The organism is Stenotrophomonas sp. Ste86 (assembly GCF_024519465.1).
Classification (GTDB): Bacteria; Pseudomonadota; Gammaproteobacteria; order Xanthomonadales; family Xanthomonadaceae; genus Stenotrophomonas.
Genome location: NZ_JALJRW010000005.1, coordinates 1 through 13,753, shown reverse-complemented (window position 1 = coordinate 13,753; position 13,753 = coordinate 1). Strand labels below are relative to the sequence as shown.

Genomic DNA, 13,753 nt, shown 5'->3' with positions numbered 1-13,753 from the left:
GCACCCCGGCTCACAACTTCAGGTCGAGCAACCCATCGCCCAGATCCCCGTCAGACAACGTCTGCTGGATCAACGCGCGATGTGCCTGCTCGCTCCACAATTCGAATTTGTCGCCCATGCCCAGCAGAACCGCCTTCTTTTCAATGCCAACGGCACCGCGGTGGCTGGCAGGAATACTGATGCGACCGTTGCCGTCCAGCTCCAGATGCGCGGCCGAACCGACCAGCTTCTGTTGCAGCAGACGCACGACACGCTGTGTGTTGGGCTTGGACATGACGTCGTCGCGGACCCGCTCCCACTCCTGCTCGGCATACAGCCAGAGGCAGCCGGACTCGAAGGGGTTGTAGGTCAGGACCAGGCGGTTGTTGCTCACGCGCGCGACAAGGTCGCGATGCGCGGTGGGAACCGCCATGCGCCCTTTATCGTCAACCGTGATGGCCGTCTCGCCCTGAAACACGACGCGTGCACCTTTCCTTCGCCCGGATGAAACATTGAACCACGAAAAACCACAAAAAACCCGGTTTTGCCTCTGTTACCCACCTTAGCAGTGCCGATTGGGTTGTCAACAACTTTGCAAGCGGGAAATCACCTTGGACATCAAGGGCTTGCAGCAATGTTTAGAGACTTGTTCAAGGCTTATCCACAAGTTGCTGTTTCGTCTCATCTTTTGAGATTGGGGCGAAGTTCAGGCGCGTGTAGAGGGTGTGAAACATAGGCGCGCATTCATGAGAAGCCCCGTCGCCATTGACCCGGTCTTGCGCAAACCCCGGCACAATGCCGGCCATGTGCCTTCTCGCCCTTGCCTGGAAAACACACCCGCGGTGGCAGCTGGTCATGGTCGGCAACCGCGACGAGTTCCACGCCCGCCCCACCGCCGCACTGGTGGCCTGGCCGGCGCCGGACACCGGCCTGCTGGCTGGACGTGACCTGCGTTCGGGCGGGACCTGGGCCGGGGTCGCGCCCGAGGGCCGGATGGCGGTGGTCACCAATGTCCGCGACCCGCTGGCGCGCCAGACCGGCCCGTCACGTGGTGCTCTGGTGGCCGACTACCTGCGTGCCGATGCGTCGGCTGCCACCTTCGCCGACGAGCTGGCCGCCCGCGCCACCACCTTCGCGCCGTTCAACCTGCTGCTGGCCGACCGCGACAGCTGCCAGTTCCTGGGCAATCACCCGCTGGGCCGGCAGGCGCTGGCGCCCGGCGTGCACGGCATGTCCAACGGGCCGCTGGATGCGCCGTGGCCCAAGACCGAGCGTTTGAACGCCGCCCTGCGGGGCTGGATCGCCAGCGGCAGCGACGACCTGGGGCCCCTGTGGGCGGCGCTGGCCGATGAAACCCGGGCTGACGACAGCGCCCTGCCCAACACCGGCATCGGCCTGGAACGCGAGCGCTGGCTGAGCGCAGCGTTCATCCGCAGCCCGGAGTACGGCACCCGCGCCAGCACGCTGATCGCACTGGATGCCAATGGCGAGGGTTTCATCCACGAGCGCCGGTTTGGGCCGGACGGCAGTTGCATCGGTGAGACCCGGCTGGAGGCAAGGGCGCAGATCGGCGCACTTTGACGTTGCCAAGCCAATCTTCAGGGACCGGGCATTGCGGCACTTCAGCCACAAGCAAGGGTGTTCACGAAAGTTTAACGCCGCTGCGCCAGAAGGCATTCCCGGCCCCTCGGCCCAGATGGAGCTGGTTCTGCGCAGGATGCCGGCCCGACGCCGCCTCCAGGGCGCCTTGACCCGACGCGCTGCGTGCCGAGGATGGCGGGGCGGCGCCGTTGCCGCGTCTCCACTCTGTACGGAGCTTCCATGCGACGACGCATCCTCCTTCTTCTGATCAGCCACCTGCTTGTGCTTGGCGTGGGCTTCGGCCTGGGCGTGTACTTCCTGCCGATCCTCACCGCACCGGACGATCCGCCGGCTCAGCAGGTACAGGCTGCGATGGAGCAGGCGCGCTACCACGCCAACCTCCACCGCGACCAGAAGGGCAGCGATGCGCTGCACTGGGCCGATGGCGCGCTGAGCGTGAGCGCCACCCAGGTGGCCTTCACCGGCAAGATCGCTCCGGGGCCCGACTACAAGGTCTATCTGACCCGCGAGTTCGTCGACACCAAGGCCGGCTTTGAACGGATCAAGGCCGATGCGGTGCGGATCGGCGAAGTGAAGACCTTCAACCGCTTCCTGGTCGAGGTGCCACCGGGCGTGGATGTCGAGGAATTCACCACTGTGGTGGTGTGGTGCGAGCGCTTCGCGCAGTTCATCTCGGCCGGGCAATACCGAACGCCGGGGTGATCGCCCGCCCTCCGCACGCCGGGATGTGGGACAATGCGCGCGGCGGAGTCGGCCAGACAGTCGCGTCATCCCTTGCGGATGCCGAGGAAAGTCCGGGCTCCATAGGGCAAGGTGCCAGGTAACGCCTGGGCGGCGCAAGCCGACGGAAAGTGCAACAGAAAGATACCGCCTACGTTTCCTTCGGGAAGCCGGTAAGGGTGAAATGGTGCGGTAAGAGCGCACCGCGAGTCTGGCAACAGACCGGCACGGCAAACCCCACCTGGAGCAAGACCAAATAGGGACCTAATGGCGTGGCCCGCGTCGGGTCCGGGTAGGTTGCTTGAGCGCTGCGGTGACGTAGCGCCTAGAGGAATGACTGTCCACGACAAAACCCGGCTTATCGGCCGGCTCCGCCCTTTCTTCGCGATGCCGCGAAGAAGCCCCACGGTTTGCGGTGCAAACCGTGGGCCCCGGGCGCCACCAGCGTCCAATTCCCCGCGGCTGTCGCCGCGCCCCCTTTACTAAAGGGGGCTGTGCCTCCAGACGGTTTGCGGGGGGGGGTTATTCAAAAGCGGCGTTTGCTGCACGTCTGGTAGAGCCACCCCATGGGTGGCTGTTGTTCGTTCCGGCATCGTGCGTAGCCCCCCATGGGGTGGCTCTACCTCTTCGGCATCACGGGCAGCCACCCATGGGACGGCTCTACTCCGGATGGTTTGCGGGGGGCTTTATTCCAATGCGGTGTTTGCTGCACGCCTGGTAGAGCCACCCCATGGGTGGCTGCTGTTCGTTCCGGCATCGTGCGTAGCCACCCGTGGGGTGGCTCTACCTTCTTCGGCACTACGGGCAGCCACCCATGGGGTGGCTCTACCTCTTCGGCATCGCGGGCGGCCACCCGTGGGGTGGCTCTGCCTGCGCCCAGCTCGCGATCAGCTGCCGTAGAGGGCTTTGCGTGGGGCGCCGGTGAGTTCGGCGGCGAGCTTGGCGGCGGTGGATGGCGGCAGGTGTTCGCTGAGCTTGGCGTACATGCGGCGGCCGGCGGCCAGCTGCGCTCGTTCGTCGTCGGCAGCGCCCTGCACCATCACCACGAACTCGCCCTTGCGCTGGTTGTCGTCGGCTTCCACCTGCTGCAGCAGCGAGGCCAGCGTGCCGTCGAGGACGGTCTCGAACAGCTTGGTCAGCTCGCGGGCCAGCACCGCCGGGCGCTGCGCGCCGAAGGCCGCGACCATGTCGGCCAGCGACTCGGTGATGCGGTGCGAGGATTCGTAGAACACCAGCGTGCGGGTTTCGCCGGCCAGGCCCTGCAGGCGTTCGCGGCGGCCCGAGCCCTTGGCCGGCAGGAAGCCTTCAAACGTGAAGCGGTCGCTGGGCAGGCCGGCAACGCTCAATGCGGCAATCGCCGCGCAGGCACCCGGCACCGGGCTCACCCGGATGCCCGCCTCGCGGGCGGCGCGCACCAGCCGATAGCCCGGATCGCTGACCAGCGGGGTGCCGGCATCGCTCACCAGCGCCAGCGATTCACCAGCCAGCAGGCGCGCAACGATGCGCTGGGACAGCGCTTCCTCGTTGTGGTCGTGCAATGCCACCAGCGGCTGCTGGATGCCGAAATGGGCCAGCAACTGGCCGCTGCGGCGGGTGTCTTCGGCGCAGACCGCCGCCACCGAGCGCAGCACGTCCTGCGCCCGCGGCGTCAGGTCGGCCAGGTTGCCGATCGGGGTGGCAACGACATACAGCGTAGGGACAGCACTCATCGCAACGGCACTCGTGGGTCAAGGGTAGAATCGTACCGTTCCCCGGCCACGGCCGCTGCCCCCATCGAATGGACCTGATCATGAACAAGCCCGTCGCACGGATCTCCGCCCTTTCGTTGTCGCTGATGCTGCTTGCCGGCTGCGCCACGACGAGCCTGACCAGTGCGCCTGAATCGCCGGCGCAGAGCCAGGCGTTGGCGCTGATCGACCAGGGCAAGCCGCGCGACGCCGCCGTGCAGCTGGAAGCACTGGCCAACACCTTGAAGGGCAGCGCCCGCGCTGCCGCGCTGGCCGATGCTGCCTTTGCCTGGCATGAGGCCGGCGACAGCGCACGCGCGCGCAGCCTGCTGGCCCAGATCACCCCGCGCCAGCTCAACGGCGCCAACCTGCAGCGCTACCACCTGACCACCGCCGAGCTGGCCCTGGCCGATAAGCAGCCGGCGCAGGCGCTGGCCTCGCTGAAGGAATCCTCCGATACGGTGGTGCCGCAGCTGCGCACGCGCTGGCAGCTGGCCCGCGCCGATGCGCTGCAGGGCACCGGCGACATCATCGGTGCCGCGCAGGAGCGCGCCCGCGCGCACGCCGCGTTGACCGGCAAGGCGCGCACCGACAACCAGCAGGCCATCGCCGGTCTGCTCGGCACGCTCGACGATGCCACCCTGCGTTCGCGCGCGGCGGCACTGCCGGCCAACGAGCCGCTGTACAACTTCGCCGGGCGCGCGTTGATCGCCCGCGGGCTGCCGCTGCCGCGTCCGTTCGATCGCGAGCAGGCGGTGCAGTTCGATACCAGCAAGCGTCCGCCGGCCATGAGCGATGGCTACCGCCCGCCGCTGAAGATGGCCGTGCTGCTGCCGCTCAGCGGTCGCCTGGCCACCGCCGCCCAGCCGGTGCGCGATGGCCTGCTCAGCGGTTATTACGCCGAAACCCGCCGTCGCCCGGACATCCAGTTCATCGATACCGCCGGCACCGCTGCCGGTGCGGTGGCGGCCTATGACAAAGCCGTCGGTGCCGGCGTGGACTTCGTGGTCGGTCCGCTCGGCCGCGATGAGGTCGATGCGGTGTTCGGCCGCGCCCAGCTGCCGGTGCCGGTGCTGGCGCTGAACCGTGGCAAGAGCAGCCCGCCGGCCGGTAGCGCCGGGTTCTCGCTGGCCCCGGAAGACGACGGCATCATCGCCGCCGAATTCCTGCGCGGCCGCGAGCGCAGCAAGGTGCTGGTGGTGCACAGCAACGACGACAACGGCCGCCGTGCCGCCGCCGCCTTCCGCGAACGCTTCGCGCAGCGCGGCGGCCAGGTGGTGGCCACGATCGGGGTGGGTGAAGCCGTGGGCGATATCAGCGCGCAGATCCGCGCGGCCGGCAGCGTCGATGGCGTGCTGCTGGCGGTGAAGGCGCCGCAGGCGCGCGCGCTGGCACCGCAGCTGGCACTGGCCGGTGCCGGTGGCGCCACCCGCGTGGGCACCTCGCAGCTGACCGTCGGTGCGGGCAAGGCCGAGGAAGACATGGCGCTGGACGGCATCGTCTATCCCAACGAGGCATGGAACGTGCGCGGCGTCGCCGGCCTGCCCTCGGCCAGCACGGCCGGACAGATCCTGCCCAATGCGCGCGGCGCGGCTGGCCGCCTGTTCGCCTTCGGCTTCGATGCGTGGAAGATCAGCGCCTACCTGGACAAGATGTCCAACGAGGGCGGCCTGGCCGGCGCCACCGGCACGCTGTTCCTGGACAGCAACGGCAACGTGCTGCGCGTGCCGGCATGGTCGACCTTCAGCGGCGGCCGGCCGATGCCGATCGCCAACGCCAACTGATCTGCGGCCCGTGCCGACCGCGCGGGCACAGCGTGGGGCAGCGGTGGAAGCTGCGGCGCAGGCGTACCTGCGCACGCAGGGATTGAGCCCGATCACGCAGAACGCGCGCTATCGCGGCGGCGAGCTGGACCTGATCATGCGCGATGGCGACACCACTGTCTTCGTGGAAGTGCGCTACCGCGCCAGCGCCGGCTTTGGTGGCGGCGCGGCATCGGTGGACCTGCGCAAGCGACGCAAGCTGGTGTTGGCCGCGCAGTTGTTCCTCGGCGCGCACCCGGCGCTGGCGCAACGGCCGTGTCGGTTCGACGTGGTCGAGGCCAGCGGCGATCCACCGCAACTGCGCTGGCTGCGCGATGCGTTCCGGCTGGAGGATTGTTGATGCCCAGCATCTTTACCCACGCCGCGATTCCCCTGGCGCTGTGGTGCGCCGCTGATCGCGGGCGCATTTCCAGGCCGTTGCTGGCTGCTGGCGTGGTGGCGGCGATACTTCCCGATACCGACGTGCTGGCCTTCGCCCTGCACATCCCCTACGCCGACAGCTTCGGTCATCGCGGTGCCAGTCATTCGATCGTGTTTGCCACCCTGCTGGCCGTGCTCGCCGCGGTGCTGCACCGACCGCTGCGTGCGGGCACGGTGCAGGCCGCCGCGTTCGTGGGGATCAGCGCGTTGTCGCACCCGCTGCTGGATGCCTTCACCTCCGGTGGTCTCGGCGTTGCCCTGTGGTGGCCGTGGAGCGGCGAGCGCGTATTCGCACCTTGGCGACCGATCCGCGTCTCGCCCTTCGCCGGCCAGTTCTTCAGCGCGCGCGGACTGGCCACCGTTTTCTCTGAACTGCGTTGGGTGTGGTTGCCTCTGGCCGCCGCCGTGATCGGCTGGAAGCTGATCCAACGCGCCCCTGTCGATGCCCGGACCCCGTCATGACGACCGCCCTGCCCGCCGCCTTCCTTTCCACTGTGCATGCGCTGCTGGGCGAGGACGGCTGGCGCACCGATGAGGCCGCGCTCGCCGCGCACGCGCAGGACAATTCCTGGCGGCATCGGTTGCCGCTCGGCGTGGCCTTCCCGCGTGACCGCGAGCAGGTGGTGGCACTGGTGCACGCCTGCCGCGAACATCGCATCGCCGTGGTCGCGCGCGGTGCCGGCACCGGCACCACCGGCGCAGCGGTGCCGGTCTCGGGCAGCATCGTGCTGTCGTTCGCGCGCATGGCGCGCATCCTCGATATCCAGCCGGGCAACCGCTGCGCGGTGGTCGAGCCGGGCGTGCTCAACGGCGACCTGCAGCACGCGCTGGCACCGCATGGCCTGTTCTGGGCGCCGGACCCGTCCAGCGCGGACATCTGCAGCATCGGCGGCAACCTGGCCTGCAATGCCGGTGGCCCGCGCGCGGTGAAGTACGGCACCAGCCGCGACAACGTGCTGGGTCTGGTCGCGGTGACCGGCGCGGGCGAGCTCATCCACTGCGGTGGCGCCTATACCAAGGACGCCACCGGCTACGACCTCACCCACCTGCTGGTCGGCAGCGAAGGCACCCTCGCGCTGATCGTGGAGGCCACGCTCAAACTGACTCCGCTACCGGTGGCGCAGGCCGGCCTGCGGGTGCTGTACCGCGATGCCGATGCGGCGGCCGCGGCCGTGTCGCGGCTGATGGGCCAGCCGGTGGTGCCCACCCGACTGGAATTCATGGATGCCCGCAGCCTGGAGCTCCTGCGCCGCAATGGCGCCGAGGTGCCCGAAGCCGGCGCGATGCTGCTGGTCGAGGCCGACGGCGACCACGACACCCTCCCCTATCTGCTGCAGGCGCTGGCCACGGCCGCCGAAGGCGACGGTATGATCGCGCTGGATGTGGCGATGGAAGGCAGCGCGCGCGAGAAACTGTGGGCCGCGCGCAAGGCGTTGTCGCCTGCGCTGCGCAGCATCGCCCCGGGCAAGATAAATGAAGACGTGGTGGTGCCGGTATCGCGCATCCCCGACCTGGTGGCCGGGGTACAGGCGCTGGCGCGCGAGCATCAGCTGGTGATCGTCACCTTTGGCCATGCCGGCAACGGCAACCTGCACGTCAACATTCTCTACCACCCCGACGATGCCGACGAGAATGCGCGTGCGCACGCGGCGCTGCCGAAGATCTTCGCACTGACGCTGTCGCTCGGCGGCACGCTGTCCGGCGAGCACGGGATCGGCCTGGCCAAGCGCGATTTCATGGCCAAGGCGTTCAACCCGGCCACGCTGGCGGCGATGCACGCGATCAAGCAGGCGCTGGACCCGGACGGAATCCTCAACCCGGGCAAGGTGCTGCCGCCTGCAGGGTGATCCTCGCGTGCGCGGCAACCGCCGACGCAACCTTTTCGTGCGGCAACCGCCGACGCAACCGTTTCGTGCGGCCACCGCCGACGCGACCGTTTCGTGCGGCCACCGCCGACGCAACCGTTTCGTGCGTCCACCGTCGACGCAACCGTTTCGTTGCGTCCACCGTCGACGCAACCGTTTCGTGCGTCCACCGTCGACGCAACCGTTTCGTGCGTCCATCGTCGACGCAACCGTTTCGTAGAGCCGACCGTTGGTCGGCTGCTCCTCGTCCAGTTGCAGACATCCCCCCATCGCATAGCAGCCGACCAAGGGTCGGCTCTAACAGCGGCCGACCAAGGGTCGGCTCTAACAGCAGCCGACCAACGGTCGGCTCTACTGGAGGACGAAGTGCTCGTAGCCGTCCGCGTTGGGCAGGTCGTCGCCGTGCACGCCCTGGCCGGTGGTGATGCGGCCGATGCGGGTAAGGGGTAGCGCCAGCGCTTCGGCCAGCGCATGCAGCGCGTCGCGCTGGTCGGCGGCGGCGGTGAAGCACAGTTCGTAGTCATCGCCACCGCGCAACGCGCAATCGCGCGCGTCATCGCGACCCAGCGCGTTGCGCAGCGCCGAGGACATCGGCAGCGTGTCCACTTCCAGGCGCGCGGCCACCTCGCTGCGGGCCGCGATATGGCCGAGATCGGCGAGCAGGCCGTCGGAGATGTCCACCGCCGCATGCGCGTAGGCACGCAGGCGCTGGCCCAGCTTCACCCGCGGAACGGGGCACAGCAGACGCTGGCGCAGCGCTTCCAGGTCGGGATCATCGGACACCACCGCCACATCGAGACGGCCCTGCTGCCACAACCGCAGCGCACCGGCGGCATCGCCCAGCGTGCCACTCACCCAGATGTCGTCGCCCACCCGGGCCGCATCGCGGCGCAGCGCGTGGCCGGCCGAGACCTGCCCCATCGCAGTGACCGACAGCGACAGCGGACCGCGCGTGGTATCGCCGCCGATCAGCACGATGTCGTGCTCGTCGGCCAGTGCGAAGAAGCCATCGGCGAAGGCGTCGATCCACTCAGGCTCGGTCGACGGCAACGACATGGCCAGGGTGCACCACGCCGGACGCGCGCCCATCGAGGCCAGGTCGGACAGGTTCACCGCCAGCGTCTTCCAGCCGATCTCGAACGCCGGCGTTTCCGCCGGAAAATGCACGCCGCTGTTGAGCGTGTCGGCGGTGACCACCAGCTGTTCGCTGGCGCGCGGCTGCAGCAGGGCCGCGTCGTCCCCGATGCCCAGCACCACGTCGGCGCGCGCACGGGTGCGGGCACGGATGCGGTCGATCAACGCGAATTCGGCAAGGGACATGGGCAACTCCGGCAGCGGAACGTCCGCCGTGTGGGCCCGACCGTGGTCGGATCCGGCAGGACCGTTGGGATGTAGCGCCGACCGTTGGTCGGCTGCCTTGAAACCGGACATCATGCCGGCTGCGACGGATCGCGCTTTGCGCGGTCAGCCGACCAACGGTCGGCTCTACCAAGCGGTCAGCCGACCAACGGTCGGCTCTACCAACGATCACACGGCGGCGTGCGCGGGATCAGCCGCCGGCGAACAATCGGCTCAGTGGCCGCTTTCGACCTTGCGCCATTCCACGGCCGCACGATCCAGCACGCCGTTGACGTAGGTGTGACCGTGTTCGGAACCGAAACGCTTGGCCGATTCGATCGCCTCGTTGATCACCACGCGGTACGGCACGTCCAGGCGGTAACGCATTTCGTAGGCGGCCACGCGCAGCGCGGCACGTTCGATCGCATCCACTTCCTCGACACCGCGGTCCAGGTACGGGGTCAGCGCCTCGTCCAGGTCCTTGCGATTGTCGAGCACGCCGTGCACCAACGCTTCGAAGTAGGCCAGGTCGGCGATTTCGCGGGCCTGTTCGTGGGCGAACTGGGCGATCACCGACTGCGCGTTGCCGCCGGAAATCTGCCAGGCATAGATCGCCTGCAAGGCACGACGGCGCGCGCGCGAGCGCAGCACCGGGTCGATGCCATCGCGGCGGACGGGCTTTCCGGAGGGCTTGCCCGGGTTTGACTTGTTCACGGCAACTGCTCCAGAAGATTGACCATTTCCAACGCCGTCAGTGCGGCTTCCTCACCTTTGTTGCCATGACTGCCACCGGCGCGTGCCTCGGCATCCTCGGCACGTTCGACCGCCAGCACGCCATTGAGCACCGGCACGCCGAAGTCCAGCTGGACCCGCATCAGGCCCTCGGCACAGCCATCGGCGACGTGCTCGTAGTGGCGGGTATCGCCGCGGATCACGCAGCCCAGGGCAATGATGGCGGCGTGCTCATGGGCGGCAGCCAGGCGCGCGGCGACCAGCGGCAGTTCCCACGCGCCGGGCACCCGGATCACGTCGATGGCCGACTCGGCGATGCCATTGCCGGCCAGGCTCTGGCGCGCGCCAGCGACGAGCACGTCGGTGATGCGGGCATTCCAGCGGCTGGCGAGGATGGCGAAACGGGCCTTTTCCGGAGTACGGAGGTCGCCTTCGTAGTGGCTCATGTTCGGCGTGGGGTCCATTTAATAGGTGAATATTCTAGCGCATGGCCGCGTGTAGCCGGGTCGCCGCGCGTTACGGGACGGGTCGGGTGCAGCAGCCCCCTGAGTCAGGGGGCTGCCGCGACGCGGCGGGGGCCTGGATGGTGGTAAGAGGGGCCCACGGTTTGCGAAGCACATCGTGGGGCGTCAGCGCGCATGCGATGACGTGTTCCCCACCGTCTCGACCACTTCCAGCCCATACCCGGCCAGCCCGATCTGCCGGCGCGGGGTGCCCAGCACCCGCAACTTGCCCAGGCCCAGGTCGGACAGGATCTGCGCCCCGGCCCCGTTGCGGCGCCACTGGCTCACATCCTTGTCCTTGCCCGGCACCACCGGCTGCGGCTGCTGACGCAGGCGCGCCAGCAGGCTGTTGCTGTCGCGCGGAGCGGACAGCACCACCATCACCCCGCGCCCGGCGGCGGCGATCGCACGCAGGGCATCGGTGGAGGCCACGCCGAAGTCGTCGCGGCGCCAGTGCAGCAGGTCGGCCAGCGGGTTCTCCACCTGGACCCGGACCAACGTCGGCTCGGCGTCGGGGGTGCCACGGACCAACGCGAAATGCAGGTCGTGGGCGATCCGGTCGCGGTAGGTGACCAGCGTGAACGGGCCGAATTCGGTCTCGATCTCGCGCTCGTCCACGCGCTCGACGGTCTTCTCGGTGGCCAGGCGGTAGGCGATCAGGTCGGCGATCGAGCCGATCTTCAGGCCGTGCTCGCGCGCGAACACTTCCAGCTCCGGGCGACGCGCCATGCTGCCGTCGGGGTTGAGGATTTCCACCAGTACGCCGGCCGGTTCCAGGCCGGCCAGCATGGCCAGGTCGACGCCGGCTTCGGTATGGCCGGCGCGGGTCAGCACCCCGCCCGGCTGGGCGATCAGCGGGAAGATGTGGCCCGGCTGGTGCAGGTCGGCCGGCTTGGCGTCCGGCTTCACCGCGGTGCGGATGGTGTGCGCGCGGTCGTAGGCCGAGATGCCGGTGGTGACGCCCTCGGCGGCCTCGATGCTGACGGTGAAGTTGGTCTGGAACTGGGCCGTGTTGGCCTGGACCATCGGCGCCAGGCCCAGATCGGCGGCGCGCTCGCGGGTCAGCGGCAGGCACACCAGGCCACGGCCGTGGGTGACCATGAAGTTGATGTCCGACGGCTTGACCAGCTCGGCGGCCATGATCAGGTCGCCTTCGTTCTCGCGGTCTTCGTCATCGACGATGACGACCATGCGGCCCAGGCGGATGTCCTCGAGGATCTCGGGGATGGAGGCGAAGTTCATGCGTTGGCTCCCTGCTGCGGGCCCTGGGCGGGCACGGCGATGAGCCGTTCGACATAGCGGGCGACCAGGTCGATTTCCAGGTTGACTGCGCTGCCCACGCCGGTGGCGGCGAAGGCGGTGTTGGCCACGGTGTGTGGAATGAGCGCGACCTCGAAGCCCTGGTCGTCAACCTCGTTCACGGTCAGGCTGACCCCGTCCACGCAGATCGAGCCCTTCTTGGCGATGTAGCGCAGCAGTGCCGCAGGCGCGGCGAAACGCCAGCGCTGGGCCCGTGCGTCGTCGTGGATGGACAGGACCCGGCCGAGGCCATCGACGTGGCCGCTGACCAGATGCCCGCCCAGGCGGTCGGTCGGACGCATCGCACGTTCCAGGTTGATCACTGCGCCATCGGCAAGCTGACCCAGCGTGGTCAACCCGAGGGTTTCAGTGGAGGCATCGGCCTGGAAGCTCGTCGCGTCGAAAGCGATCACGGTCAGGCAGACGCCATTGATGGCGATGCTTTCGCCGAGCTGGACGCTGTCGAACGGCAGGTTGCCGACGTTGAAGGTGAAGCGGACGTCGCCGCCGAGGGTGTCACGCGCGGCCAGGCGGCCGACGCCTTCGATGATGCCGGTGAACATCAGCGGACCCCCGGACGGAGGCAGGGGATGGAGGTGCAATCAGACATAACGTTTCCCGCAGAAAGTGAGCGAAAAACGCCGCAAGGCATATAGGCGCACGCCGCGCGCAAAGGCACGGCCGCACCGTCTTCTTTCATCCGGACTATACCGTCGGCTCCGGCATCGGACCGGATCTGCTGACCTTCCAGCGGAACTGGAAGCGCTCGCGGGCTCGTGCTTGCGCACCTACCGCCGGTGGGGAATCGCACCCCGCCCTGAAGACGTTTGTGTACCGGCGAACCGGCCGCGCCATTGTAGCAAGCCAAGCTGACTGCTCGCTTTTTGTGAAGATATGGTTAAAATGCGGCCGCGCGGCAGTGATCGCCGCCCTGCCGCCCACGAAGGGCTGGCTGAAATGGACCTCAACTTCACCCAAGGAACCTGCATGCGCAAGATTCTCCTGGCCGCCGCCCTGCTGGCCGCCGCCCCGCTTTCCGCTTCCGCCGCCGAGCGCGTGAGCTACACCTATGTCGAAGCCGGCTGGACCCAGCTGGACACCAACGACGACTACTTCGGCGATCCGAAGGTCGACGGTGGTTACATCCGCGGCTCGTTCGACATCGGCCCGCAGGTCAATGTATTCGGCGCCTGGTCGTACGTGTCCAAGAAGTACAACGGCAGCTACGCCGGTTATGACGCCAGCCTCAAGCTGGAGTTGAATCAGCCCGAGCTGGGCATCGGCTACCACATGCCGATGAGCGACCGCGTCGACTTCACCGCCGACATCGCCTGGATCCGCCAGAACGTGGAAGCCAAGCTGTCCGTGGACGGTTTCGACAGCGCCACCGACAAGGACCACACCAACGCCGGCCGCGCCACCGTGGGCGTGCGTGGCAAGCCGTCGGTGCGTACCGAAGCGTGGGCCAAGGCCGGTTACCTGGACGGCGGCAGCGACTTCAAGGGCACGTGGGTAGGCAACCTCGGTGGCCAGGTGAACTTCACCCAGACCTGGGGTCTGGTCGCTGAAGTGCAGGCCTACCGCGATGTCACCCAGGTGTCGGTGGGCGTGCGCGCGAGTTTCTGATCGGGCAGCGACGGTCTCCGCCGCGCCATGATCGAACGGGCCCCGAAAGGGGCCCGTTTTTTTTGGTTCTTCTCCCATCTGAGGGGAGAAGGCGCACGGCCGGCCAGCTAGATTGTGGT

At 68.2% G+C, this 13,753-nt stretch carries 14 protein-coding genes, 1 other RNA gene and 1 riboswitch; of the genes, 8 read left to right on the top strand and 7 right to left on the bottom strand.

Going from position 1 to position 13,753, the window contains the following annotated elements; translation table 11 throughout:
* Positions 1–10: 10 nt before the first annotated feature.
* Positions 11–457 carry a division/cell wall cluster transcriptional repressor MraZ gene (gene mraZ / locus NR101_RS06680; RefSeq protein WP_256774902.1) on the bottom strand — a complete coding sequence of 149 codons (447 nt, stop codon included), beginning with the start codon at positions 455–457 and terminating at the stop codon, positions 11–13.
* A 326-nt stretch (positions 458–783) separates the two neighbouring features.
* On the opposite strand from mraZ, the gene NR101_RS06675 reads away from it, so the two are divergent.
* The 3 genes from NR101_RS06675 (at position 784) to rnpB (ending at position 2,678) form a co-directional block, all read left to right on the top strand.
* A complete protein-coding gene (locus tag NR101_RS06675; protein WP_256774901.1) occupies positions 784–1,560 on the top strand; it encodes an NRDE family protein in 777 nt (258 codons plus the stop codon).
* 240 nt (positions 1,561–1,800) lie between these two features.
* Entirely contained in the window at positions 1,801–2,283 is a 483-nt protein-coding gene (locus NR101_RS06670) for a DM13 domain-containing protein (RefSeq protein ID WP_256774900.1), read from the top strand.
* A 44-nt stretch (positions 2,284–2,327) separates the two neighbouring features.
* Positions 2,328–2,678, top strand: an RNA gene (gene rnpB / locus NR101_RS06665) — RNase P RNA component class A.
* Between the two features lie 510 nt (positions 2,679–3,188).
* On the opposite strand, the gene rsmI is transcribed toward rnpB, so the two are convergent.
* Positions 3,189–4,010, bottom strand: coding sequence for a 16S rRNA (cytidine(1402)-2'-O)-methyltransferase (rsmI, locus tag NR101_RS06660; protein WP_256774899.1), 822 nt, complete (start codon positions 4,008–4,010; stop codon positions 3,189–3,191).
* 80 nt (positions 4,011–4,090) lie between these two features.
* Between rsmI and NR101_RS06655 the strand changes: the two genes are divergently transcribed.
* Genes NR101_RS06655 through NR101_RS06640 form a run of 4 tightly spaced genes read left to right on the top strand, consistent with a single transcriptional unit; the run spans position 4,091 to position 8,118 of the window.
* Positions 4,091–5,812, top strand: a complete 1,722-nt coding sequence (locus NR101_RS06655) for a penicillin-binding protein activator (RefSeq protein ID WP_256774898.1) — start codon at positions 4,091–4,093, stop codon at positions 5,810–5,812.
* A 10-nt stretch (positions 5,813–5,822) separates the two neighbouring features.
* Positions 5,823–6,191, top strand: a complete 369-nt coding sequence (locus NR101_RS06650; protein ID WP_256774897.1) for a YraN family protein — start codon at positions 5,823–5,825, stop codon at positions 6,189–6,191.
* The gene (locus NR101_RS06645; RefSeq protein WP_256774896.1) at positions 6,191–6,733 is read left to right on the top strand and encodes a metal-dependent hydrolase; all 543 of its coding nucleotides are present in this window, start codon (positions 6,191–6,193) and stop codon (positions 6,731–6,733) included. Before NR101_RS06650 ends, NR101_RS06645 begins: the two co-directional genes overlap by 1 nt.
* Positions 6,730–8,118, top strand: coding sequence for an FAD-linked oxidase C-terminal domain-containing protein (locus tag NR101_RS06640; protein ID WP_256774895.1), 1,389 nt, complete (start codon positions 6,730–6,732; stop codon positions 8,116–8,118). Before NR101_RS06645 ends, NR101_RS06640 begins: the two co-directional genes overlap by 4 nt.
* A gap of 369 nt (positions 8,119–8,487) precedes the next feature.
* Here NR101_RS06640 and thiL read toward each other — a convergent pair whose 3' ends face one another.
* The 5 genes from thiL to NR101_RS06615 form a co-directional block, all read right to left on the bottom strand.
* The gene (gene thiL, locus NR101_RS06635) at positions 8,488–9,456 is read right to left on the bottom strand and encodes a thiamine-phosphate kinase (protein ID WP_256774894.1); all 969 of its coding nucleotides are present in this window, start codon (positions 9,454–9,456) and stop codon (positions 8,488–8,490) included.
* Positions 9,457–9,708: 252 nt separating this feature from the next.
* The gene (gene nusB, locus NR101_RS06630) at positions 9,709–10,188 is read right to left on the bottom strand and encodes a transcription antitermination factor NusB (RefSeq protein WP_256774893.1); all 480 of its coding nucleotides are present in this window, start codon (positions 10,186–10,188) and stop codon (positions 9,709–9,711) included.
* A complete protein-coding gene (gene ribH, locus NR101_RS06625) occupies positions 10,185–10,652 on the bottom strand; it encodes a 6,7-dimethyl-8-ribityllumazine synthase (RefSeq protein WP_256774892.1) in 468 nt (155 codons plus the stop codon). Before ribH ends, nusB begins: the two co-directional genes overlap by 4 nt.
* A 183-nt stretch (positions 10,653–10,835) precedes the next feature.
* The gene (ribB, locus tag NR101_RS06620; protein WP_256774891.1) at positions 10,836–11,951 is read right to left on the bottom strand and encodes a 3,4-dihydroxy-2-butanone-4-phosphate synthase; all 1,116 of its coding nucleotides are present in this window, start codon (positions 11,949–11,951) and stop codon (positions 10,836–10,838) included.
* On the bottom strand, positions 11,948–12,571 hold the full coding sequence (locus NR101_RS06615) for a riboflavin synthase (RefSeq protein ID WP_256774890.1): 624 nt from the start codon (positions 12,569–12,571) through the stop codon (positions 11,948–11,950). The genes ribB and NR101_RS06615 overlap by 4 nt, the downstream gene beginning before the upstream one ends.
* Before the next feature lie 121 nt (positions 12,572–12,692).
* Positions 12,693–12,837, bottom strand: a riboswitch (FMN riboswitch).
* A 158-nt stretch (positions 12,838–12,995) separates the two neighbouring features.
* Between NR101_RS06615 and NR101_RS06610 the strand changes: the two genes are divergently transcribed.
* On the top strand, positions 12,996–13,634 hold the full coding sequence (locus tag NR101_RS06610) for an outer membrane beta-barrel protein (RefSeq protein WP_256774889.1): 639 nt from the start codon (positions 12,996–12,998) through the stop codon (positions 13,632–13,634).
* Positions 13,635–13,753: the final 119 nt, after the last annotated feature.

Bases quoted from the DNA above. Each gene is read 5' to 3' on its own strand.
- NR101_RS06675 (WP_256774901.1), top strand. From the start codon at position 784: ATGTGCCTTCTCGCCCTTGCCTGGAAAACACACCCGCGGTGGCAGCTG.
- NR101_RS06670 (WP_256774900.1), top strand. From the start codon at position 1,801: ATGCGACGACGCATCCTCCTTCTTCTGATCAGCCACCTGCTTGTGCTT.
- rsmI (WP_256774899.1), bottom strand. From the start codon at position 4,010: ATGAGTGCTGTCCCTACGCTGTATGTCGTTGCCACCCCGATCGGCAAC.
- NR101_RS06655 (WP_256774898.1), top strand. From the start codon at position 4,091: ATGAACAAGCCCGTCGCACGGATCTCCGCCCTTTCGTTGTCGCTGATG.
- NR101_RS06645 (WP_256774896.1), top strand. From the start codon at position 6,191: ATGCCCAGCATCTTTACCCACGCCGCGATTCCCCTGGCGCTGTGGTGC.
- NR101_RS06640 (WP_256774895.1), top strand. From the start codon at position 6,730: ATGACGACCGCCCTGCCCGCCGCCTTCCTTTCCACTGTGCATGCGCTG.
- thiL (WP_256774894.1), bottom strand. From the start codon at position 9,456: ATGTCCCTTGCCGAATTCGCGTTGATCGACCGCATCCGTGCCCGCACC.
- ribH (WP_256774892.1), bottom strand. From the start codon at position 10,652: ATGAGCCACTACGAAGGCGACCTCCGTACTCCGGAAAAGGCCCGTTTC.
- ribB (WP_256774891.1), bottom strand. From the start codon at position 11,951: ATGAACTTCGCCTCCATCCCCGAGATCCTCGAGGACATCCGCCTGGGC.
- NR101_RS06615 (WP_256774890.1), bottom strand. From the start codon at position 12,571: ATGTTCACCGGCATCATCGAAGGCGTCGGCCGCCTGGCCGCGCGTGAC.
- NR101_RS06610 (WP_256774889.1), top strand. From the start codon at position 12,996: ATGCGCAAGATTCTCCTGGCCGCCGCCCTGCTGGCCGCCGCCCCGCTT.